This window comes from Mycobacterium scrofulaceum, assembly GCF_002086735.1.
Taxonomy (GTDB): Bacteria; Actinomycetota; Actinomycetes; order Mycobacteriales; family Mycobacteriaceae; genus Mycobacterium; species Mycobacterium scrofulaceum.
Genome location: NZ_MVIJ01000002.1, coordinates 179,915 through 201,440, shown reverse-complemented (window position 1 = coordinate 201,440; position 21,526 = coordinate 179,915). Strand labels below are relative to the sequence as shown.

Sequence of the window (21,526 nt, the reverse complement as noted above, 5' to 3'; positions counted from 1 at the left end):
GACAGCGTGGCCACCCAGTTGCGGTAACGGCGGCCGCCGCCCTGGCTGAGGAGGGTCGGGATGGTGCCGGATTTTGGGCTGTTGCCGCCCGAGATCAATTCCGGGCTGATGTATGCCGGTCCGGGTTCGGGGTCGATGCTGGCCGCCGCGGCCGCCTGGGCCGGGCTGGCCGCCGAGCTGGGCTGGGCGGCCTCGTCGTATGGTGCGGTCGTCTCGGCGCTCACGAGCGGGCCGTGGCTGGGTCCGTCGGCCGTCGCGATGGCGGCCGCGGCCAGCCCGTTCGTCACCTGGCTGGCGGCCACCGCGGTGCAGGCCGGGCAAGTGTCGACCCAGGCGGCGGCCGCGGCCGCCGCCTACGAGGCGGCGTTCGCGATGACGGTGCCGCCGCCCGTGATCGCGGCCAACCGCGCTCAGTTGATGGCGTTGATCTCGACGAACTTCTTCGGTCAGAACACCCCGGCGATCATGGCCACCGAGGCGCACTACGCCCAGATGTGGGCCCAGGACGCCACCGCGATGGCCACCTACGATGCCGGCACGCTGGCGGCGGCCGCGCAGTTGTCGTCCTTCGCCGAACCGCCGGACGGCCTCGGCGGGGTACCGCAGGCCGTCGACGGCGTCCCTACCGCGGCGGCGTCGGTGGCGACCCAGGCGCAATCGGCCATCTCCGACGCGCAGCTGATGTCGTCGCTGTTCCAGTCGTTCGGGCTGTCCCCGTCGTCGGCCTCCGGGCTCTCGCCGCTGGAGATGCTGTCGGTGTCCGGCGAGTTCGCCCTGCAACCCATGAGCATGCTCATGAGCCAGGTCCTGGGCCAGTTCATGGGCGGCGCCAACCCGCTGATGAGCGGTGCCGTCGGCGGCATGCCGTCGATGGGTTCGGCCCTGGCGTCCGCAAGCTCGGCGATGGGGGCGCCGCCGTCCGCGCAGCTGGGCGCTCCCGCGGTGCTGGCGGATGCGGGCAGGGCGGGATCGGTTGGGCCGCTGTCGGTTCCGCCGAGCTGGGCCACCGAGGCGCAGGCGTCCGCGCCGGCCGCTCCGGTCGCCGAGTTGCCGACCCCCGGGGTGAGCCAGGTGGCATCCGGTGTGCCGAGGGTGCCGTTCAAGCCCCCGGTCAGCGCGGGCGGGCGCGCGGTGGCCGGCCTCACCCCGGCTGCCGAGGCGCAGCGCTCCGCCGCGGTGGCGCGACCGGTGGTCGGCTAGTCAGGCGGCCGCGCGATGTCGTTCGTGATCACGGCCCCGGACACGCTGGCAGCGGCCGCCGGTGACCTGCAGGGAATCGGTTCGGCGATCGCCGCCGCCGACGGGGCGGCGGCCACCCCGACGACCGCGGTGTTCCCGCCGGCCGCGGACGCGGTGTCCGTGCGCACCGCGGCGCTATTCGCCGCGTACGGCCAGCAATACCAGCAGATCGCCGCGCGCGCGGAGGCTTTCCACGCGCAGCTGGTGCAGACGTTGGTCGGCAGCAGCGATTCCTACGCCCAGGCCGAAGCCTCCAACGCGGCCGCCACGCAACTGGCGCCGGCGCTGCCCGCGCAGCAGACGGTGACCGGAAGCGCGAGCCTGGCAAGCCCACTGCAGAGCACTCCGACGACGACGTCGTCGACCAACGTGGCGCTGATCATGGGCGGGACCGGAAACCCACAACCCACGCCCGGCTACGTGACGTCGGTCTACAACACCTACATCGCCCCGCACTACCCCGGCTACAGCCCGGTGGGGCTGACCACGCCCGAGGACTTCTGGCCCGTCACCGGCCTCACCAGCGAAACCTTCGGGCAGTCGGTCCGGCAGGGCGTGGCGATACTCAACAACGCCATCCTGACCCAAACCGGCGCGGGCAATCATGTTGTGGTGCTGGGGTATTCGCAGAGCGCGACGATCGCGACCCTGGAAATGCGCTACCTCGACGCTTTGCCCGCGGCCATCCGGCCGAGTTCAGACCTGCTGTCGTTCGTGTTGCTGTCCGACCCGAACGTGCCGGGCACCGGCATCCTCACACACGTCATTCCCGGCTTCGGCGCGTTCCACGTTCTGACCCCGGTGGACACCCTCTACCAGACCGCCATCTACACGGTCCAATACGACCCCATCGCGTACTTCCCGCACAGCATCTTCAACATCGCGGCGGACCTCAACGCCCTGCTGGGCTTCCCCTACCTGCACTCCACCTATCCGACCCTCACCGCCGCGCAACTGGCCACCGCTATCCAGACGCACATCGGCGTGACCACCTACTATCTGATCCCCACCGCGAACCTGCCGCTGCTGGACCCGCTGCGCATGATCCCCGTCCTGGGCAACCCGCTGGCCGACCTGCTCCAGCCGTTCCTTCGGCCGTTCATCGACTTCGGCTATGCCACCGGGCTGCCCGGACCGTTCCAATCCATCTCGGTGACCGCCGCCGGTGGCCTGACTCCGGTTGCGGCGCAAGCCATTCCCGAATCACTCGGGGCGCTGCTGGGCCCGCCGCCCGACTTCCCCGTCGCCGTCGACCGGCTGTAGCCCGCGCGGTCAGCGGATGGACTGCAGCGGGCCCGGGGCCCGGCCGCCGGCGAGGGCGGCCGCGTCGGAAAGCAGCTCGGACAGCTGCATCGGATACACCGTCTCGCCGGCCGCCGCCAGCCGGGCGATGTCGGCGGCATCGCACCAGCGATGGCCGTCGATGTAGCTGCGTTCCAGATCGGTTCGGCCCGCGACGGACGGCTCGAACCGGCGGGTGCGATAGACGAAATAGAACTCCTCGCTGTCGATCAGCGAGCCGTTGAACTCGAACACCTCGTCGCGCCGCCAGACCGGGCCGACCATCTCGCCCGGCGGCACCCGGAGGCCGGTCTCCTCACCCAGCTCCCGCGCGGCGGCCTCGGCCAACCGCTCCCCCTTGCGCACCTCGCCGCCGACGGTGATCCACCATTTCGGCGCGTCCGCGCGGCGGATCGCCGGATCCGAACCGCGCAGCAGCAGCACCGCCCCGGTTTCGTCGAGCAGCACGACGCGCGCCGACGTCCGGTGGTCGAGCACCCCGTGGTCGCCGTGGGCCAGCGCGTGCGGCCGCTCGACGATCTCGAAATAACTGGGCCGCGCGGCGGTGCCGGCGAGGTGGAACAGCCGCACCAGGCGCCGCTCGGCCAGCGCCAGCGTGTCGCGGACGGCGTCGTTGTGGAAGCGGCGGGCCAGCACCACCCGGGCCTCGGCGTCGGCCAGCTCGGCGATCAGCCCGGCCGGCAGCGAGGCGGGATCGACGATCGCCAGCGCGGCGGAGAGCTGGTTCTCGCAGGATTCCCGCGCGGGCCGCGGCGCCGCCTCGGCGGCGTCGGCCAGCGCGGCCAGCCGCCTGCCCTCGGAGGCGCCGCCATAGGCGTCGATGGCGACCGCGCGGGCGACCACCGCGCGGCGCGCCAGCGCGCCGTCGAGCGCCTGCCAGGACAGGTCGTAGCGGACGTGCAGCCGGTCGAGCCGGTTGGCCGTGCGGTAGGCCCAGGCGCCCAGGATGGCCAGCAGCCCGACGAGCACCGCCATGACAACGACCAGCCCGGTCATCAACCGGCCACCTCGACTTTGGCGCCGGACGCGGCGACCGTCTCGTACACCCGCATGATCTGGCTGGCCACCACCGACCAGTCGTAGCGCTGGACCGCCGCCGTACCGGCCGTCACATACCGTTCGCGCAGCACATCGTTTTCTAGCACCGAAACCAGGGCGTCCGCGAGCGCAGCGCCGTCGCCGACCGGCACCAGGCAGCCGACCTCGCCGTCGCGCAGCACGCGCCGGAAGGCGTCCAGGTCGCTGGCCACCACCGCGGTGCCGGCGGCCATGGCCTCGACCAGGACGATGCCGAAGCTCTCACCCCCGAGGTGCGGAGCGCAGTACACGTCGGCGCTGCGCATCGCCGAGGCCTTCCCGGCGTCGTCGACCTGCCCCAAGAACCGGATGTGTTTCACCAATTCGCCCGCCTGGCTGCGTAATTGGGCCTCGTCGCCACGGCCGACGATGAGCAGCTGCACGTCACCGAAGCGCTGGACCACCCCGGGCAGCGCGTCGAGCAGCACCGACATGCCCTTGCGGGGCTCGTCGTAGCGGCCCAGGAACAGGACGGTCTTGCCCGGCCGGGGGTAGCCGTCCAGGAGCGGCGCCGAGGCGAACGAGTCGACGTCGACCCCGTTGGGGATTTCGACGGCGTCGGTGCCCAGCGCCTCCATCTGCCAGCGGCGGGCCAGATCGGACACCGCGATCCGGCCGACGATCTTCTCGTGCATCGGCCGCAGGATGCCCTGGAACACGGTCAGTGTCAGCGACTTGGTGGTCGAGGTGTGAAACGTCGCGACGATCGGCCCCTCGGCGATGTTCAGGGCCAGCATCGACAGGCTCGGCGCGTTGGGCTCGTGCAGGTGCAGGACGTCGAATTCCCCCTCGGCGAGCCACTTTTTCACCTTGCGGTGGGTCGCCGGGCCGAACCGCAGCCGGGCCACCGAGCCGTTGTAGGGAATCGGCACCGCCTTGCCGGCGGAGACGACGTAGTCGGGCAACACCGCGTGCGGCGAAGCGGGCGCCAGCACGCTCACCTCCTGCCCGCGCCGGCGCATCACCTCGGCCAGCTGCAGGACATGCGACTGCACCCCGCCCGGGACGTCGAACGAGTACGGGCAGACCATCCCGATCCTCATCAGGCCTCCCTGAGCCGCGCCCGTCTGGCGTCGGACAGGTCGGCCAGCCACTGCGGCTGCAGCATGTGCCAGTCCTCGGGGTGGGCGGCGATGTTGGCGGCGAACCGATCGGCCAGCGTCTGGGTGATGGCGCGGACGTCGCCGCTGCCGCAGTCCACCGGACTGGCCACGTCGATGCCCCAGCCGTCGCCCTCGAACCAGCAGTGCGCCGACACCAGGGTGGCCCCGGTTTCGATCGCGAGCTTGGCCGGCCCCGCCGGCATCCGGGTGGGTTCGCCGAAGAAGTCGACCTCGACACCGGTGCGGGTGAGGTCACGCTCGGCCATCAGGCACACCAGCCCGTTGTTCCGCAGCCGCTCACACAGCACCTCGAAGGGCGGTCGTTCGCCGCCCGAGAGCGGCAGCACTTCGAAGCCGAGGCCCTCGCGATAGGCAATGAAGCGACGGTAGAGCGACTCGGGCTTGAGTCGCTCGGCGACGGTGCTGAAGGTGCCGCGCGTCTGCACGAACCACACCCCGGCCATGTCCCAGTTGCCGCTGTGCGGCAACGCCACGATGGCGCCGCGGCCGGCGGCCAGCGCCGTATCCAGATGGTGCGCACCCTTAGTCGTCTCCTCGAGCCGGCGGCCGAGCTCCCGCTGATCCATCGACGGGAGGCGGAACGCCTCCCGCCAGTAGCGGGCGTAGGACGCCAGCGAGGCCCGCATCAGCGCGTCGGGCACCTCCGCCGGGGGGACGCCGATGACGCGGGCCAGGTTCTTGCGCAGCTGCTCCGGCCCGCCGCCGCGCGCCGCGTAGCGGGCTCCGGCGTCGAACGCGGAGCGCGCGGCGAATTCCGGCATCGCCCGCACGGCCATCCAGCCGGCCGCATACGACCAGTCGGTCACGGTGCCCGACAGCAGGCGCCCGGCGAACCGGCGCGGTGCGGTGACCACTCCCCGTCCCGGGGTCACGGCATGCGCTCCGTCGCGCCGGGCGAAGTCCGCACCGTGTGCAGCCGTTGCACGCAGGTGACCACGCTGGCCGCCGCCAGCAGCCACATCGCCACCGGCAGCGCGGGCGGCCACGCGACGACCGGGAAGTCCGACACCCCGGCGCCGACCAGCACGATGATCAACCGTTCCGGTCGTTCGATGATGCCGCCGTCGCCGCGCAGCCCGCTGGCTTCGGCCCGCGCCTTGATGTAGGAGATCACCTGCGACGTGACCAGGCAGATCATCGTCGCCACCGCCAGCAGTGCGTCGTGTATGCCGAAGGTGATCCACCACAGCAGGCCGCAGAACACCGCACCGTCGCTGACGCGATCGCAGGTCGCGTCCAGCACGGCGCCGAAGCGGGTGCCTCCGCCGCGCTCGCGGGCCATCGCGCCGTCGAGCATGTCGAACAGCACGAAGAACCACACCACGCAGCCGCCGGCGAACAGCTTGCCCATCGGGAAGAGCGTGAGCGCCCCCGCCACGGATCCGGTGGTGCCCAGGATGGTGACCGCGTCCGGGGTCAATCCGATCCGCAGGCACGCGCGGGCGGTCGGCGTGGTGAGCCGCGCGAACGCCGCCCGCGACAGGAACGGCACCTTGCTCATGAGCGCCTCATTGCTCCCGGGACCACTCGGTGGCCAGCAGCCGGCGGGTTTCGCGCAGCAACTGCGGGATCACCTTCGACCCGCCGATGATGGTGATGAAGTTGGCGTCGCCGCCCCAGCGCGGCACGACGTGCACGTGCAGGTGTTCGGCCAGCGACCCGCCGGCCGACGTGCCGAGGTTGAGGCCGACGTTGAAACCGTGCGGCCGCGACACGTTCTTGATGACGCGAATGGCCTTCTGGATGAAGGCCATCAGCTCCGCGCTCTCCTCCACGGTGAGGTCCTCTAGCTCGGACACCCGCCGATACGGGACCACCATCAGGTGGCCGGGGTTGTACGGGTAGAGGTTGAGGACGGCGTAGACCAGCTCGCCGCGGGCGACCACCAGGCCTTCCTCGTCGGACAGCTGCGGGATGTCGGTGAACGGCTGCTCGCTCTTGCCCGACCCGTTGGGGTCGCGCTTCATCGGCGCCTCGGCCAGATACGTCATCCGGTACGGCGTCCACAGCCGCTGCAGGTGATCGCTCTCGCCGACGCCGCGGTCCAGGATGGTGTCGTCGGCGCGCTCCTCGGGATCACTCACCGCCGGTCACCTTCACGAGTTCGGCTGTGGGGGTGGCGTTCTCGCGGTCGGCGATCCACTTGACGATGGCGTCGACAGCGCTGTCGCGGGGCACGCCGTTGATCTGCGTGCGGTCACCGAAGCGGAAGCTCACCGCCTTCGCCTGCACGTCGCGGTCGCCGGCCAGCAACATGAACGGCACCAACTGGGCGGTGTGGTGGACGATCTTCTTGGCCATGCGGTCGTCGCTGCCGTCCACCTCCACCCGCACGCCGTGCGACTTCAGCTGCGCGGCAATGCTTTCCAGGTAGGGCACGTGCTCGTCGGCGACGGGGATGCCGACCACCTGGACGGGCGCCAGCCAGGCCGGGAACGCCCCGGCGTAGTGCTCGGTGAGGATCCCGAAGAACCGCTCGATCGACCCGAACAGGGCGCGGTGGATCATCACGGGCCGCTGGCGGGTGCCGTCGGGCGCGGTGTACTCCAGCTCGAAGCGCTCCGGGAAGTTGAAGTCCACCTGGATCGTCGACATCTGCCAGCTGCGGCCCAGGGCGTCGCGGGCCTGCACCGAGATCTTGGGCCCGTAGAACGCCGCGCCGCCGGGGTCGGGCACCAGTTCGAGCCCCGACTCGGCCGCCACCTCGGCCAGCGAGTTGGTGGCCTGCTCCCACATTTCGTCGGTGCCGACGAACTTCTCCGGGTCCTTGGTGGAGAGCTCCAGATAGAAGTCCTCCAGGCCGTAGTCGCCGAGCAGCTCGAGCACGAACCGCAGCAGCGACGCCAGCTCGCCGTGCAGCTGCTCGCGGGTGCAGAAGATGTGCGAGTCGTCCATGGTGAACCCGCGCGCCCGGGTCAGCCCGTGCACCACGCCGGATTTCTCGTAACGGTACACGGTGCCGAACTCGAAGAGCCGCAACGGCAATTCGCGGTACGACCGCCCCCGCGACCGGAAGATCAGCGTGTGCATCGGGCAGTTCATCGGCTTGAGGTAGTAGTCCTGCCCCGGCTTGCGCACCGTCCCGTCGTCGCCGAGCTCGGCGTCCAGGTGCATCGGCGGGAACATCCCCTCGGCGTACCAGTCCAGGTGCCCGGAGGTGTGGAACAGCTGCGCCTTGGTGATGTGCGGGGTGTTGACGAATTCGTAGCCGGCCTCGATGTGCTTGCGCCGCGAGTACTCCTCCAGCTCCCTGCGCACCACACCCCCCTTGGGGTGAAAGACGGCCAGCCCGGAACCGATCTCGTCGGGGAAGCTGAACAGGTCCAGCTCGGTGCCCAGCTTGCGGTGGTCGCGGCGCTGGGCCTCCTCGAGCAGCTCGAGGTGGCGGTCCAGCGCCTCCTGCGACTCCCATGCGGTGCCGTAGATGCGTTGCAGGCTGGCGTTTTTCTGGTCGCCGCGCCAGTAGGCGGCCGAGCTGCGGGTCAGCTTGAACGCCGGGATGTGCCTGGTAGTGGGGATGTGCGGCCCGCGGCACAGGTCGCCCCAAACCCGTTCCCGGCTGCGGGGATTGAGGTTGTCGTAGGCGGTCAGCTCGTCGCCGCCGACCTCCATGATGTCTGGGTCACCCGATTTGTCGTCGACGAGTTCGAGCTTGTAGGGCTCGTCGGCCAACTCCGCGCGCGCCTGGTCTTTGGACTCGTAGACGCGGCGCTCGAAGAGCTGCCCGTCTTTGACGATCTGGCGCATCCGCTTCTCCAGCGCCGCCAGGTCCTCGGGCGTGAACGGCTCGGCGACGTCGAAGTCGTAGTAGAAGCCGTCGGTGATGGGCGGCCCGATCCCCAACTTGGCGTCCGGGAACAGGCCCTGCACGGCCTGGGCCAACACGTGCGCGGCCGAGTGCCGGATCACGCTGCGCCCCTCGTCGGTGTCGGCGGCGACCGGGATGACCTCGACGTCGGAGTCGGGCGCCCAGCTCAGGTCGCGCAGCTTGCCGTCGGCGTCGCGCACCACCACGATCGCGTCGGGCACCCCCCGGCCCGGCAGCCCCGCCTCCCGCACCGCGGCGGCCGCGGTGGTCCCGGCGGGCACCCGCAGGGGGGCTCGCGGCGATCGCACGCCCGGCGCGGCCGGGCGCTGCGGGTCGCCGCCGTCGGCTCCCGGGGCGGGGTTTGCGGGGGCGGTCATGGTGGCGGTCTCCAGGGCTCGTCGGGTCGACGACCATGCTATCGGGGGTGGCCCGGAGCCGAGCAGGGCCGCTACTGCGCCCGACGCGGGCCTGGCCGGACGGGCGCCAAGGCAGAATGGGGCCGATGGGGGCGCAGACGGCTTTGGCATTGCTGCTCGCCGCGGTCGGCGCCATCGTCGTGGTGAACTGGATCAGCGAACGCACCGGGCTGCCCAGCGCGGCGCTGCTCAGTCTCGTCGGTATCGGTTACGGGTTGCTGCCGGGACCCAACGTCGGCCTTCGGCCCGACATCGTGATGACCTGCATCCTGCCGCCCTTGCTGTACAACGCGGCCCTGGAGTCGTCGCTGGTCGGGATTCGCCGCAACCTGCGCACCGTGATCAGCCTGTCGGTCATTCTCGTGCTCCTGACCGCCGCCTCGGTCGGCGCCGCCGTCGCGGTGCTCGTCAGCGGGGCGACGCTCGCGGCGGGCGCGGTGCTGGGTGCCGCGGTGGCGCCCACCGACCCGGTGGCCGCGCTGGCGGTCGCCCGCAAGGTCGGTCTGCCGCTCAACATCGTCACCCTCATCGAAGGTGAGGGGTTACTCAACGACGCGACCGCGCTGACCACCTTGTCGGTGGCCATCACGGTGGCCAGGGGCGGGGGCTTCTCGTTCCCGTCGGCGATCCGGGAGTTCGCCCTGGCGGCCGTGGGGGGCCTGGTGATCGGGCTGGCGTTCGCCTGGGGCCGCCGCCTGTTGCGGCGGCTGCCGCACGACGTGATGACGGCCAACGCGATCTCGCTGGCCACACCGTTCCTGACCTATCTGGCGGCCGAGAAGGTCCACGCGTCGGGCGTGCTCGCGGTCGTGGTGTGCGGGTTGATCGTGGGCCACGACTCGCCCCGGTCGGAGTCGGGCGCGAGCCGGTTACAGACCCGCGCCGTGTGGCGCTTGGCCAACTTCCTGCTGGAAGGCCTGGTTTTCCTGCTGATCGGTCAGCAGTTCCCGGCCATCCTCGACGGCCTGGGTGGCTACTCGGTGTCGACGATCGTCGTGGCGACCACCGTCACCACCGCGGTGGTGCTGCTGGTGCGGCCGCTGTGGCTGCTGCTCACCCAGTCGCTGCCGGGGTCGCTGCACACCCGGCTGGGAAACGTCTCGGGGACCGCCGACGACGATGCGGGCGACCCGGCCGAAGCCCGCCGCCGGCGCGACCGCGACGCGGATCGACTCAGTGGCCGCGAGATTTTCGTGCTGAGTTGGGCGGGCACCCGCGGTGTCGTCAGCCTCGCCGCCATCTTCGCGGTGCCCTTCACGACCGACGCCGGCGGGCGGTTTCCCGTGCGGGACCTGTTGTTGTTCTGCACCCTGGTCGTCGTGCTGGTCACGCTGATCGGGCAGGGCAGCACCTTCGGCCCGGTGGTGCGCGCCCTGGGCGTGCACGCCAAGGCCGTCGACGAGGTGCGGCTGCGTAACCGGGCGCGCACGGCCGCCGTGCGGGCTGCCCTCGACATGCTCGACGAGATGGGCGAGCAGGCCGGCGACGATGCCGACGCCCGGGCCGTCGAGGCGGTGCGGCGGCAGTTGTGCATCCGGCTGGACCGGTATCAACGCCGGCTCGATCTGCTTTCGGATTCTGACGAGTTGCCCGACTACCCCGAATACGAGGCCGCCGTGGCGGTCCGGCGGGCGGCCATCAGTGCGGAGCGCGACGAATTGGTGCGCTGGCGCGACGCCGGCATGCTGCCGGATCGGAGTCTGCGCGTGCTCGAACGTGAACTCGACCACGAAGAGGTGACACTGCCGGTGAGCGCGCCGCAAGACCGGCGCGGCCAATGAGGCCCCGACGGGAAAGCGGTTGCGGCGCAGGGACTATGACCGCGCGAGCCAGGCCAGCGCGGCGACGGTCAGCGCTTGGGTACCGGTGTCGATGGTGGGCTGGATGACGGGCGCGAACGTCGGCGAATGGTTGACCGGGATGTCCTCGCCGACGCGGCCGGCCCGCTCGGCTTTGCGATAGGTGTCGGGGTCGACGCCGCCGATACCCCAATAGCAGTACGGCGCGTCGAGCGCGGCGGGGAGGTCGCTGAAATCTTCGCTCGCGGGCTGCAGGGGCAGCTCGCACGATCGGTCGCCGAAATAATCGTCGAACGCGGCGCGCACCCGCTCGGTGGCCGTCGGATCGTTGACGGTCGCCGGGTAGTGGTCGAACAGTTCGAACTCGGGATCCGCGGGCGCCCCGGACGCCCGGCATTCGGCGGTGACGATGCGCCGGATCGCGTCGAGGATCCTGGTGCGGGTCTGCTCGCTGTAGGCGCGCAGGTTCAGGTCCAGCACGGCACGGTCGCCGATGATGTTGCTCTTGGTTCCCGCCTCGATCCTGCCGACCGTCAACACCGCGGGATCGGTGGGCGCGACCTCACGGGAGACGACGGTCTGCAGGCGGATCACGATCATGGCGGCGAGCACCACCGGGTCGACGGTCGCCTGGGGCGCAGAGGCGTGTCCACCGCGGCCGTGCACGGTAATCCGCATGCTGTCCGCGGTCGCCAGCACCGGCCCGGGTCGCACGCCGACCCGGCCGGCGGGCAGGGGCAGGACGTGCTGGGCCAGGGCGACGTCCACTGGGCCGACCAACCTCGCGAGTCCGTCGTCGACCATGCCGCGCGCGCCGTCACCGACCTCCTCGGCGGGCTGGAACAACGCGATCACCGTTCCCGTCCACTGGGCGCGGGCCCCGGCCAGCAGCGCGGCCGCCCCGAGCAGGCAGGTCACGTGAACGTCGTGCCCGCAGGCGTGCATCACCGGCACGTCGTTGCCGTCCGCGTCGGTGCTGGTGGCCGTGCTGGCATACGGCAGCCCGGTGGCCTCCCGCACCGGCAGCGCGTCCATGTCGGCGCGCAGCAACACGGCCGGGCCGTCGCCGTTGCGCAGAATCCCGACGACGCCGGTGCCGCCGACGCCCTCGTGCACGTGGTAGCCGCAGCCGCCCAGCCGTTCGGCGACGGCGATCGCCGTGTCGTGCTCCCGGTGCGACAGTTCCGGGTGCCGGTGCAGGTTGCGGTAGAAGTCCTCCTGCCAGCCACGGGCATCGCGCAGCCCCGCAAGCACCAGCGTGGACGCCGAGTCAGCAACCATCCTCGAAGTCCTCCTCGGTGTCGTGGGCCCCGGGCCTCGCCCGGCGTGATGGACGCTGGGAGAAAAGTGTCGCCGGTGACCAGGCGCCAACGGCGGGCAACATCCAGCCGCGGCGCTGCGCCAGCCAGCACAGCACGGTCCCGGTCAGCGTTCCCACCAGCAGGCCGGCGGTCGGGTGGTTGCGGTAGTTGAAGCACACCAGCACACCGCTCGCGGCCAGCGCACACGTGGCGTACAAGGTGTTACCGCCGAAGATGCCCGGCACGCGGCGCATCACGATGTCGCGGGCGGCGCCTCCGCCGACCGCCGAGATCGTGCCCAGCAGCAGCGCGGCCAGCCAGCCGAGGCCGACGGCGAGCGTCTTGTGCGCGCCGGTGGCCGCCCAGCATCCCAACGCCAGGGCGTCCACGACAGGCCACACCCAGTTCCACACCCGGCCCTCCACCCGGAACGCGAACGCGATCGCGGCTCCCGCCACGGCCGTCAACAGATAGGCGTAGTCGGTGAGCGCGACGGGGGTGCCATGCTGCAGCAACGTGTCTCGGATCATGCCGCCGCCCAGGCCCGACAGCACGGCGAGGGCGGCGAAGCCAACCGGGTCCAGCTTCTCCCTGCGGGCGACGACGCCGCCCAGCAGGGCGTTGCCGAGCACGCCGGTCAGGTCGACCGCACGGAAGAGGTCGGCCATTGTCAGGTCGGCCAGCGCCACGCCGAAACCCCCTTCCCTGACACGGCCCAACGTTGCGTGTACCCACGCGGAATCGGGCGATGCGCGGGCGCAGGCGCCCGGCCCGGCTTGTGCGTGGGGCAGTCATACGCCTTACCAAACAACGGTTTTCGACGCGGCATGGCGGCGACCGTCAGGGCTGGCCCGGCTTGAGCCGCACGAACAGGGCGTCGGCTTCGGTCAGCAGGGTGTCCCCGTCGGTCAGCCGGCCCGACACGAAGATCTTGCGGCCGTCCACGCGGTCGATGCCGGCGTCGAATTGCAGATCCTTCTCGATCGGCACGATCTGGCGATAGTCGATCTTGAGGTAGGCGGTGCGCTGGTAGGGGCCCCCGGTGAGCACCGAGGACGTCAGCCCGAGCACGCTGTCGAACAGCATCCCGAGGCAGCCGCCGTGCACGGCGCCGTTGCGGCCCAGATGGAATCGGGCGAACCGGGCGGTGCCCCGGATGCGGCCGTCGTCGGTCTTGCGGGCCTGCATGGGCACGGTCAGGATGTTGCCGCGCATCGGCAGGTCCATGCGGCGCCCGGACGGGGATTCCCACTCGTCGGCGTCGAACGGACTCAGCAACGCGGACACCTTGTCCAGCAGGTCGGCGGCCTCGGTGATCACCGCGTCGGGCGCGTCGACCGCACGGGCGTGGTCCTGCAGGGTGCGCACGGCGTCGACGAACCTGCCGTAATCCGGCCCGCCCTTGGTCGTCGGCTCCGGCGGGTTGAACCCCCCGCCGCGATGCCCGGCGCGTTCGCTGGTCACCCGGACACCGTATCCGGGCCGCGAGACTGCAATTAGGGACGGCCCTACCCGCGAAACGCGTCGTGGAATACAGTTTCGCGGGCCGAAGTCAGACCGTTTGTTGGGCCCCGGCCTTCGAAAGCGTCTCGAACTCCTCGTCGGACAGCTCTATCTCGGCGGCGGCGACGTTCTCCTCCAGGTGCGCCACCTTCGACGTGCCCGGGATGGGCAGCATCACCGGTGACCGCTTCAGCAACCAGGCCAGCGCCAGCTGCGACGGGCTCGCGTCGTGCTCGGCGGCGATGCGCTGCAGCGGCCCGTCGGCGGCGGCCAGCGGGCCGGCGGCCAGCGGGAACCACGGGATGAAGCCGATGCCCTGGCTGGTCGCGGCGTCCAGCAGCGGTTCGGCGCCCCGCGCGGACAGGTTGTACATGTTCTGCACCGACACGATCTCGGTGGTCCGCTGAGCCTCGGTGAGCTGATCGACGTTGACCTCGGACAGGCCGATGTGGCGGATCTTTCCTTCGTTCTTCAGGGTCAGCAGCTCGCCCACCTGGTCGGCCAGCGGGAAATCGCGGTCGATGCGGTGCAGCTGGAACAGGTCGATGGTCTCGACGCCCAGGCGGCGCAGGCTCATCTCGCATTCCTGGCGCAGATAGCTCGGGTTGCCCAGCGGGATCCAGACGTCGGGTCCGGTACGCAGCAGTCCGGCCTTCGTCGCGATCACCAACCCGTCGTACGGATGCAGCGCCTCGCGAATGATCTCCTCGGCGACGTAGGGGCCGTAGGAGTCCGCGGTGTCGATGAAGTTCACGCCGAGTTCGACGGCCCGCCGCAACACCCGGACGGCCTCGTCGCGGTCGGCGGGCGGCCCCCACACGCCCTTGCCGGTCAGGCGCATCGCGCCGAAGCCGAGCCGATTGACCGTCAGGTCGCCGCCGAGAGTGAACGTTCCGGACGCTTCTGCAACTGTTTTCGAGTTTTGTGCGGTCACTTTTACGACCGTACGCCGCGAATGTGGCCGCGCATGTCGGCGTGGCAAGCTGGGTGAATGGACTTAACGGCGCTCGAGGAACTCCCGTTGACGTACGCCGAGGTGGGGGCGACCGCGTCCGGCAAGCTGCCCGCGGCATACGGCCACCTGCACACGGAGGCCCAGATCGGCACGGGCCGGGAGCGCTTCGAACGGGCCGCCGACGCCGTGATGCGCTGGGGCATGCAGCGCGGGGCCGGCCTGCGGGTGCGGGCCAGCTCCGAGGTCGCGGCACTCGACACGGTTGTGGTCGTGCGCATGGGTTTCCTGCCCGCGCCGTGCCGGGTGGTGTACGTCATCGACGAGCCCGACATCCGCGGGTTCGCCTACGGCACGCTGCCGGGTCATCCGGAGTCCGGCGAGGAGCGTTTCGTCGTCCGGCGCGACCCCGCCACCGACGCGGTGTTCGCGGAGGTGACGGCGTTCTCCCGGCCGGCGACCTGGTGGAGCAAGGCCGCAAGGCCGGTGGTGTCGGTGGCCCAGCGCGTCATCGCGAAACGCTATCTGCGCGGGGTCTGAGCCGCCGGGCTCGTCGGCGCGCTACGAGCCCCAGGCCGTCGCCCTTCGCCGCCGAGTGTCACGCCAGCGTGGCGCCGCCCGCCGAGCGTCACGCAAGCGTGACGGCCGGGCGCGATAACCGGTCGTGAGCTCGCGACGCCCGGGCGCTACGAGCCCCAGGCCGTCAGCAAACGCTCTGCACCCGAACACATTTCGTCGATCACCTCGGCCACCGAAGCGTCGTCGCGGATCATCCCGACGCCCTGACCGGCGTCCACGGGGGCGACCCGGCGGTCGTCGGCGGCGATGGAGGCCGCGAGCTCGTCGCAGGCCTGCGGGTCGAGCGCGTCCTCCTTGCCGGTCCAGCGCGCGACGAAATCGTTGGTCAGCACCCGCGACGGGAACCGCGCGGGCCACGGCCGGGCCTGGGCGACGTCGAAGGCCCGGGTGACCGCGGTGTCGGTGGCGCGGGCCGCGATCAGCGCCCGGCGGCTGCCCTCGCCCGAGAGCGCCTCCGGGCACGCGGCCAGGCGCGTGCCCACCCACGCCCCGCTCGCACCGGCGGCCAGCACGGCGGCCAGGCTGCGCGCCGACGCGACGCCGCCGCCCGCCAGGACCGGCACCGAGACGGCGTCCAGCACGCTGTCGAGCAACGGCAGGGTCGCGAGCTTCGTCTCCCCGTGGCCGCCGCCCTCCGAGCCGCGTGCCACCAGCACGTCGACGCCGGCGTCGGCCGCCTGGCGCGCCCCGAGGCTGTCGTAGACCTGCGTGGCGGTGGGGATCCCGGCGTCGTGCGCCCTGGCGACCCAGGACCAGTCGGTGCCGAAACTGACCGACAGCAGGGCCGGCCGCGCGGCCAGGGCATCCTCGAGCAGACCCGCTTCGGTGCGCATCACCCAGTCGACCAGGCCGATGCCGAACGTCCCGCGCACGTGCTGCAGCTGCGCCCCGAGCAGTTGCCGGGTGGCGGCGCTGCCCATCCCGACCATGCCCAGACCGCCGGCGGCGGTGACCGCCGCGGCCAGGCGGCCACCGGCGACGCCGCCCATCGGCGCGTTGACGATCGGTACCCGCAGCCCGAATTCCCGCGACCAGGGCGTGGCAAGCATCCGGCTAGTGAGCCGAGGGAATGGTCTTCAGCACGGTCAGCATGACCACCGAATCCTCGACCGCGAGCAGGGCGTGCCGTTCGGCCGGAATCGCGACATAGTCGCCGGTCTTGCCTTCCCAGGCGTCACCGCCGGTGGTCAGGCGCACGTGGCCCTGCAGCACCTGCAGCGTCGCCTCACCCGGGCTGTCGTGTTCGGAAAGTTCGTGGCCGCCAAGCAAAGCCAGCACGGTCTGCCGAAGTTCGTGGGTGTGGCCACCGTGGATGGTGTGGGCGGCCCGACCGCTGTGCGATTCCTTGGCTTCGGCCAGCTTTTCGGACGCGAGGCCGGTCAACGAGATCGATTCCATAGCTGAGTCCTTTGCGGTTGAGCGGACGCGATCAGGCCGTCAATAGCAGTATCCCCGCCACGATCAACGCGACGACCTTGACCACCTCGAAGCCGACGTAGACGTAGTGGGCCCGGGAGCGCGGTCCGTCCGAGCCGGCGAGGACGCTGTCGGACCGGCGCGTCAACGCGGGGCGCACCGCGATCAATTGGACGGCCAGCGCGCCGGCGGCGACGAAGAGCGCCGCGGTGATGCCCACCGGCGCCGGGCCGGCGACCACGATCGCCACGACCAACAGGGCGAAGCAGACCTCGACGGTGTTGAGGGCCCGGAACACCAGCCGCCCGATGCCGAGCCCGATCTGCAGCGTCACGTTGGGCGCGCGGAACTTCAGCGGGGCCTCCAGGAACGAGATGGCCAGGACCATGCCGAGCCACACGAAGGTGACCGCGACGGCGACCGCCGCTGCGGCACTCATGTGGCCGCCGGCTGCGACGCCAGGTGCGCCACACAAAGATCGGGCTCGACGAAGGCCTCGAGCCGGTCGACCGAGACGGGCGCCCCCCACGCGTCCATCGCGCCCTGCATCAGGCCGAGGTGCACCGGGCAGACGACGGCCGTCCGGTTTTCGGCCAGCTCCAGGAACGGGCAGTGCCGCAGGCCGACCTGTTGCTCCCCGTCGGCGGTTCGGCGTTCGGGCGCGAAGCCGAGCTCGTCGAGCATGTTGACCAGGTGGTCGATGGCCTCCTCGGCGCTGGCCGGCCCGGCCGGCACCGCTTCCAGGCTGGATTCGAGCTTCTGCCCCCAGGCCCGGCCCGCGGCCACCGCCTTGGCACCGGCGTCCGGCTCGGCGGCGAACGCCGTCGCCAGCACCTCGGCGAGCAGGCGATAGTGCCGCGTGCCGCCGCGGTCCATCTGACGGACGGCGCGGAACATCAGCGGAGGGCGCCCCGGACCCTTGCGGTCGAGTTCGACGTGCTCCACCTGCCCGTCACCCACCAGGCTGTCGAGGTGGAAGCGGACGGTATTGGGGTGCACACCCAACACGTCGGCGATCGCGGCGATGCTCATCGGATCGGGCGACCTCCGTAACACCCGCAGCACCTCGCGGCGGCGGCTCGCGGATTCCCGGATCGACGTGGGCGGCAACTTCACGGGACCCTCACGCTCCTTCCGCTTGGTCGGCCCTCGGTTGAGCGGCCACCAAAGGCGTGTCTACACCGAGCGGACCCATTTTCGCCGCCCCGCCCGGGGATCCCAAGGGCGCATCGCGTCCCGGCAGCGTTTCGGCGAAGAACGCTGCATTGTCGGCCAGGTACGGTTTGAGCTCCTCGGGCAGGTCGTCTTCGTAGTAGATCGCGTCGACCGGGCACACCGGTTCGCACGCTCCGCAGTCCACGCATTCGTCGGGATGAATGTAGAGCGCCCGGCCGCCCTCGTAAATGCAATCGACGGGACACTCGTCCACGCAGGCGCGGTCCATCACGTCGATGCATGGCTTCCCGATCACGTACGTCATGCGCTGTAGTTTACACAACCTTACTTGTAAAAACGAGGGGTTCGGGGGAGGCCGTGTCCGTCGACGAACTCGGCGTCCGGCAGCTGCGCAAGCCGGACAAGCGAGCCCCGACGGTGAGCGGCGTCGCCTAAATGCTCTGCGCCGAGGCCGGTCTCGCGTCGTCGGGATGGGCGAGCCGGTAGACCTCGATCAGCCGCGCCACGTCGGTGGGCGTCACGATGCCGACCACCTCGTCGCCCTCGAACACCAGGGCGCGGCTGCGCGGACCGGCCGGCGCCATCCGCTCCAGCAGCGCGGTCAGCGGTTCCCGCGGCGCGCCGGAGGGCACCTCGTGCAGCGGTTGCGCGACCTCGGCCACGGTGGTGGTGCCGCGCCGCCCGGGCGCGACGTCGCGCAACTGCCGCAACGTGATCAGACCCGTGACCGACCCGCTCTGGTCGACGACCGGGTACGCCGAGTGCCGGTCGCCGAGCACGTAGCGCTGGACGAAATCGTCGACGGTGATCCATCCCGGGGCGGTGTGCGGCCGGGCCGTCATCGCGTCGGCGACCCGCACCCCGGAGAACATCTGCTGGGTCGAAATCCGCGTCTCCTCCTCGCGACTGGCCGCGAAGATGAACCAGCCGATGAAGGCCAGCCAGACGCCGCCCACCATCCCGCCCAGCAGGAATTCGGCCAGTCCCAGCCCGATCAGGATGAACGCCACCACCCGTCCGGCGTGGGCCGCGCCGATGCTCGCGCGCACGCTGTCCCCGTGGCGGCGCCACAGGAACGCCCGCAGCACCCGGCCACCGTCCAGCGGCGCACCCGGCAGCAAATTGAACAGGCCCAGCAACAGGTTGATGCCGGCCAGCCAGGAGGCGACGCCGACCACGATGGGGGCGGCCCCCACGATCGGCAGGGCCACAACCAGGCCCCCGAAGATCGCCGCCAGCGCGAGGCTGGTGGCCGGGCCGGCGATCGCGATGCGGAAGGCGGCCTTGGGCGTCTTCGCCTCGCCACCCAGGGTGGTCACCCCGCCGAACAGCCAGAGGGTCACGCTGCCCACGGATACCCCGGCGCGGCGCGCGACGACGGCGTGCGCGAGTTCGTGCGCCACCAACGAGGCCAACAGCACCAGCGCGCCGCACGCCCCGGCCAGCCAGTAGGCGCCGTGCGAATACCCTTTGACGCTGCCGGGCAGCGTGCTGGCCAGGCTCCAGGTGAAAAGCCACAGGATCACCAGCACGCTCCAGTGGACGTTCACCGGAAAACCGGCGATCCGCCCGATCGGAATCGCATCGCGCACACAGACCTCCGAAGTCGTCGAGGCGGGGCGGTTGACTGCGCCCCTCACCCGACGGTATGGCCACGCCGTGCTCGCCGCTAGGGCCGTTGGACCCCCGGGCGCGGCGGACGACCGGCCCGCGTGGGACGCGTCAGAATTCGCACCGGCGCCCCAGGCATCCGCCGCTGAACGTGGCGTCGGCGGCGAGCAGCGCCTGGTCGGTACCGACGTAGCTGAGCACCTGTCCGGCCCGACTGCCGTAGCGGTACACGGTGATGCCCTTCACCTTCGCCTCCCACGCGGCCAGATAGATCGCGCGGACGTCGTCGACGGTCGATTCCGCCGGCAGGTTGACGGTTTTGGACACCGCGGCGTCGACGTGCCGCTGCACCGCGGCCTGCATCCGCAGGTGCCACGCCGGGGTGATTTCCGCGGCGGTGGGGAACGCCGCCCGAACTTCGGCGGGCACGTGCGGGTCCTGGCGCACGCCGCCGTGCCGGGCGATTTCGGCGACCAGGTCGGGATGGTAGAAACCGCGGTCGCGAGCGAGCCGGTCGAAGCACGGGTTGACCTCGAGCAGGCGCCGCCCGATCACCGCCCGGACGTAGGCGATCGCGAACATCGGCTCGATCCCGGCGCTCGTCCCGGCGATCAGCGAGATGGTGCCGGTCGGGGCGATCGAGGTGAGTTGGGCGTTGCGCCGCGGCGCCGAGCCCGCGAACCGGCTGACGCCGAAGGCCGGAAACGGTCCGCGCTCCTCGGCCAACCGCTCGGAGGCGGCGTGCGCGGCCCGGTTCACGGTGCGCGCGATCCGGGCGGCCAGCCGGACCCCGCGCTCACTGTCGTACGGGATGCCCAGGCCGGCCAACAGCTCCGCCAGGCCCATCACCCCCAGGCCGATCTTGCGGGTGGCCGTGGTGGCGGCCTCCACCTCCGGGAAGGGGAAGCGGCTGACGTCGATGACGTCGTCGAGAAAACGCACGGCCAGCTCCGCCACCGCGGTGAGTCGTTCCCAGTCGACGCCGCCGCCGCCGGCCATCCGGGCCAGGTTGATGGAGCCCAGGTTGCACGATTCGTACGGCAACAGCGGGACTTCGCCGCACGGGTTGGTGGCCTCGATCCGCCCCAGCGCGGGCGTCGGGTTGGCGCGGTTGATCGTGTCGAGGAACACCAGTCCGGGGTCGCCGCACCGGTGTGCCGCTTCGCAGATGGCGGTGAACAGGTCGGCCGCGGCCACCGTCGCGACCGTCCTGCCCGTCCTCGGGTTGACCAGTCGGTGGCTGCCGCCGCGCCCGACGGCGCGCAGGAACTCGTCGGTCACCCCCACCGACAGGTTGAACTGGTTGAGCTCGCTCGGCGAGCCGGATTTGGCGGTGACGAAGTCGTAGATGTCGGGGTGCGACACGTCGAGCACGGCCATCGACGCGCCGCGCCGGCGACCGCCCATCGAGATGACCGCGGCGGCGTAGTCGAACAGCCGCAGGAACGACAGCGGCCCGCTGGCCGTTCCCCCGGTGCGGACGACCAGGTCGCCGGCGGGCCGCAGGTGGCCGAACGCGTAGCCGGTCCCCCCACCGGCCTGGTGAATGTCCGCGCCCTGGGCGAGCGCGGTGAAGATCGAGTGCAGCGAATCATCTACGGGCAGAACGAAACACCCGGACAGCAGGCCCAGTTCGGTGCCGGCATTCATCAGCGTCGGCGAGTTGGGTAAGAACTCGAGGCCGCGCAGCAGCGCCGAAAACCGTTGGGCCCACAGCGCCGAGGAGCCGGGCCGAAACTTCTCTTCGGCGCCCGCGACGTGGTTCGCGACGCGATCCATCATCTCGCCGGTCGATTCGACGGGCTTGCCCTGATCGTCGCGCAGCAGGTAGCGCTCGCCCAGCACCGTCACGGCGGCCACGCTCAACTTCAGTTCGTCGCGCACGCCCAGCAGCTCTTTGGTCGCGCGCAGTTCGGCATGGTGCCGGCGGTACGCGGCGTAGGCGCGGGCAACGTCGTCCAGGCGGGCCGCCGTCAGCCGCGCCTCGACCAGGTCCTGGATGCCCTCGACCGTCGGGATCCCGCCGCGGAACCGGCCCGCCAGGGCGTCGGCGACCGACCTGGCCAGCGGGCCGGGCAGCGTCGGGTCGCGGTGTCCGGCCTCGCGCGCGGCCCGGGCGATCGCGGCCTCGATGCGAGCGAGGTCGAAGGGCACCAGGCGCCCGTCCCGGCGCCGGACGTTCGACGGCCACCGCGCGGACCGCGCTGTCCCGACCATCACTCG

21 protein-coding genes are annotated in these 21,526 nt (G+C 71.3%); 4 read left to right on the top strand and 17 right to left on the bottom strand.

Going from position 1 to position 21,526, the window contains the following annotated elements:
- The first annotated feature begins 60 nt into the window (after positions 1-60).
- The gene (locus tag BST44_RS03110; protein ID WP_083175051.1) at positions 61-1,200 is read left to right on the top strand and encodes a PPE family protein; all 1,140 of its coding nucleotides are present in this window, start codon (positions 61-63) and stop codon (positions 1,198-1,200) included.
- A 15-nt stretch (positions 1,201-1,215) separates the two neighbouring features.
- Positions 1,216-2,502 carry a PE family protein gene (locus BST44_RS03105; RefSeq protein WP_083175049.1) on the top strand — a complete coding sequence of 429 codons (1,287 nt, stop codon included), beginning with the start codon at positions 1,216-1,218 and terminating at the stop codon, positions 2,500-2,502.
- A gap of 9 nt (positions 2,503-2,511) precedes the next feature.
- On the opposite strand, the gene BST44_RS03100 is transcribed toward BST44_RS03105, so the two are convergent.
- Genes BST44_RS03100 through thrS form a run of 6 tightly spaced genes read right to left on the bottom strand, consistent with a single transcriptional unit; the run spans position 2,512 to position 8,927 of the window.
- Positions 2,512-3,537 carry an NUDIX hydrolase gene (locus tag BST44_RS03100; protein WP_083175048.1) on the bottom strand — a complete coding sequence of 342 codons (1,026 nt, stop codon included), beginning with the start codon at positions 3,535-3,537 and terminating at the stop codon, positions 2,512-2,514.
- Entirely contained in the window at positions 3,537-4,661 is a 1,125-nt protein-coding gene (locus BST44_RS03095) for a glycosyltransferase family 4 protein (RefSeq protein WP_083175047.1), read from the bottom strand. The genes BST44_RS03100 and BST44_RS03095 overlap by 1 nt, the downstream gene beginning before the upstream one ends.
- Positions 4,661-5,596 (bottom strand): phosphatidylinositol mannoside acyltransferase, encoded by a 936-nt coding sequence (locus BST44_RS03090; protein ID WP_142274348.1) that lies wholly within the window; start codon positions 5,594-5,596, stop codon positions 4,661-4,663. Before BST44_RS03090 ends, BST44_RS03095 begins: the two co-directional genes overlap by 1 nt.
- A gap of 14 nt (positions 5,597-5,610) precedes the next feature.
- On the bottom strand, positions 5,611-6,243 hold the full coding sequence (pgsA, locus tag BST44_RS03085) for a phosphatidylinositol phosphate synthase (RefSeq protein WP_083175043.1): 633 nt from the start codon (positions 6,241-6,243) through the stop codon (positions 5,611-5,613).
- A 7-nt stretch (positions 6,244-6,250) separates the two neighbouring features.
- Positions 6,251-6,826: an ATP adenylyltransferase gene (locus tag BST44_RS03080; protein WP_083175042.1), complete on the bottom strand. Its 576-nt coding sequence runs from the start codon at positions 6,824-6,826 to the stop codon at positions 6,251-6,253.
- Entirely contained in the window at positions 6,819-8,927 is a 2,109-nt protein-coding gene (gene thrS / locus BST44_RS03075; RefSeq protein WP_083175040.1) for a threonine--tRNA ligase, read from the bottom strand. Before thrS ends, BST44_RS03080 begins: the two co-directional genes overlap by 8 nt.
- 116 nt (positions 8,928-9,043) lie before the next feature.
- Between thrS and BST44_RS03065 the strand changes: the two genes are divergently transcribed.
- Positions 9,044-10,747 (top strand): cation:proton antiporter, encoded by a 1,704-nt coding sequence (locus BST44_RS03065; RefSeq protein ID WP_083175039.1) that lies wholly within the window; start codon positions 9,044-9,046, stop codon positions 10,745-10,747.
- 33 nt (positions 10,748-10,780) lie between these two features.
- Here the strand turns inward: BST44_RS03065 and BST44_RS03060 are convergent, their stop codons facing one another.
- The 4 genes from BST44_RS03060 to BST44_RS03045 all read right to left on the bottom strand — a co-directional run bounded on the left by BST44_RS03060 (position 10,781) and on the right by BST44_RS03045 (position 14,503).
- Entirely contained in the window at positions 10,781-12,019 is a 1,239-nt protein-coding gene (locus BST44_RS03060) for an amidohydrolase (protein ID WP_208619719.1), read from the bottom strand.
- 16 nt (positions 12,020-12,035) lie between these two features.
- Entirely contained in the window at positions 12,036-12,755 is a 720-nt protein-coding gene (locus BST44_RS03055) for a trimeric intracellular cation channel family protein (RefSeq protein WP_083175037.1), read from the bottom strand.
- Between the two features lie 151 nt (positions 12,756-12,906).
- Complete coding sequence (locus tag BST44_RS03050; RefSeq protein WP_083175036.1) at positions 12,907-13,530, bottom strand: PaaI family thioesterase; 624 nt, start codon at positions 13,528-13,530, stop codon at positions 12,907-12,909.
- 88 nt (positions 13,531-13,618) lie between these two features.
- Positions 13,619-14,503 (bottom strand): aldo/keto reductase, encoded by an 885-nt coding sequence (locus tag BST44_RS03045; protein WP_083175035.1) that lies wholly within the window; start codon positions 14,501-14,503, stop codon positions 13,619-13,621.
- 57 nt (positions 14,504-14,560) lie between these two features.
- Between BST44_RS03045 and BST44_RS03040 the strand changes: the two genes are divergently transcribed.
- Complete coding sequence (locus tag BST44_RS03040) at positions 14,561-15,061, top strand: DUF1990 domain-containing protein (protein WP_083175033.1); 501 nt, start codon at positions 14,561-14,563, stop codon at positions 15,059-15,061.
- Between the two features lie 146 nt (positions 15,062-15,207).
- Here the strand turns inward: BST44_RS03040 and BST44_RS03035 are convergent, their stop codons facing one another.
- From BST44_RS03035 to BST44_RS03005, 7 genes are all read right to left on the bottom strand, one after another.
- Entirely contained in the window at positions 15,208-16,149 is a 942-nt protein-coding gene (locus tag BST44_RS03035; protein ID WP_083175032.1) for an NAD(P)H-dependent flavin oxidoreductase, read from the bottom strand.
- 4 nt (positions 16,150-16,153) lie between these two features.
- Positions 16,154-16,498 carry a cupin domain-containing protein gene (locus tag BST44_RS03030; protein ID WP_083175030.1) on the bottom strand — a complete coding sequence of 115 codons (345 nt, stop codon included), beginning with the start codon at positions 16,496-16,498 and terminating at the stop codon, positions 16,154-16,156.
- 31 nt (positions 16,499-16,529) lie between these two features.
- The gene (locus tag BST44_RS03025; protein WP_083175029.1) at positions 16,530-16,955 is read right to left on the bottom strand and encodes a hypothetical protein; all 426 of its coding nucleotides are present in this window, start codon (positions 16,953-16,955) and stop codon (positions 16,530-16,532) included.
- Positions 16,952-17,632 carry a helix-turn-helix transcriptional regulator gene (locus tag BST44_RS03020; RefSeq protein WP_083175027.1) on the bottom strand — a complete coding sequence of 227 codons (681 nt, stop codon included), beginning with the start codon at positions 17,630-17,632 and terminating at the stop codon, positions 16,952-16,954. Before BST44_RS03020 ends, BST44_RS03025 begins: the two co-directional genes overlap by 4 nt.
- 7 nt (positions 17,633-17,639) lie before the next feature.
- A complete protein-coding gene (gene fdxA, locus BST44_RS03015) occupies positions 17,640-17,996 on the bottom strand; it encodes a ferredoxin (protein ID WP_083175026.1) in 357 nt (118 codons plus the stop codon).
- A gap of 127 nt (positions 17,997-18,123) precedes the next feature.
- Positions 18,124-19,284 carry a site-2 protease family protein gene (locus BST44_RS03010; protein ID WP_083175024.1) on the bottom strand — a complete coding sequence of 387 codons (1,161 nt, stop codon included), beginning with the start codon at positions 19,282-19,284 and terminating at the stop codon, positions 18,124-18,126.
- 130 nt (positions 19,285-19,414) lie between these two features.
- Positions 19,415-21,520: an adenosylcobalamin-dependent ribonucleoside-diphosphate reductase gene (locus BST44_RS03005; protein ID WP_083175023.1), complete on the bottom strand. Its 2,106-nt coding sequence runs from the start codon at positions 21,518-21,520 to the stop codon at positions 19,415-19,417.
- Positions 21,521-21,526 lie beyond the last annotated feature (6 nt).

What these genes read in the sequence shown, in the direction of transcription:
- BST44_RS03110 (WP_083175051.1), top strand. Translation starts at nt 61, where the DNA reads ATGGTGCCGGATTTTGGGCTGTTGCCGCCCGAGATCAATTCCGGGCTG.
- BST44_RS03105 (WP_083175049.1), top strand. Translation starts at nt 1,216, where the DNA reads ATGTCGTTCGTGATCACGGCCCCGGACACGCTGGCAGCGGCCGCCGGT.
- BST44_RS03100 (WP_083175048.1), bottom strand. Translation starts at nt 3,537, where the DNA reads ATGACCGGGCTGGTCGTTGTCATGGCGGTGCTCGTCGGGCTGCTGGCC.
- BST44_RS03095 (WP_083175047.1), bottom strand. Translation starts at nt 4,661, where the DNA reads ATGAGGATCGGGATGGTCTGCCCGTACTCGTTCGACGTCCCGGGCGGG.
- pgsA (WP_083175043.1), bottom strand. Translation starts at nt 6,243, where the DNA reads ATGAGCAAGGTGCCGTTCCTGTCGCGGGCGGCGTTCGCGCGGCTCACC.
- thrS (WP_083175040.1), bottom strand. Translation starts at nt 8,927, where the DNA reads ATGACCGCCCCCGCAAACCCCGCCCCGGGAGCCGACGGCGGCGACCCG.
- BST44_RS03065 (WP_083175039.1), top strand. Translation starts at nt 9,044, where the DNA reads ATGGGGCCGATGGGGGCGCAGACGGCTTTGGCATTGCTGCTCGCCGCG.
- BST44_RS03040 (WP_083175033.1), top strand. Translation starts at nt 14,561, where the DNA reads ATGGACTTAACGGCGCTCGAGGAACTCCCGTTGACGTACGCCGAGGTG.
- BST44_RS03035 (WP_083175032.1), bottom strand. Translation starts at nt 16,149, where the DNA reads ATGCTTGCCACGCCCTGGTCGCGGGAATTCGGGCTGCGGGTACCGATC.
- BST44_RS03030 (WP_083175030.1), bottom strand. Translation starts at nt 16,498, where the DNA reads ATGGAATCGATCTCGTTGACCGGCCTCGCGTCCGAAAAGCTGGCCGAA.
- BST44_RS03025 (WP_083175029.1), bottom strand. Translation starts at nt 16,955, where the DNA reads ATGAGTGCCGCAGCGGCGGTCGCCGTCGCGGTCACCTTCGTGTGGCTC.
- fdxA (WP_083175026.1), bottom strand. Translation starts at nt 17,996, where the DNA reads ATGACGTACGTGATCGGGAAGCCATGCATCGACGTGATGGACCGCGCC.
- BST44_RS03005 (WP_083175023.1), bottom strand. Translation starts at nt 21,520, where the DNA reads ATGGTCGGGACAGCGCGGTCCGCGCGGTGGCCGTCGAACGTCCGGCGC.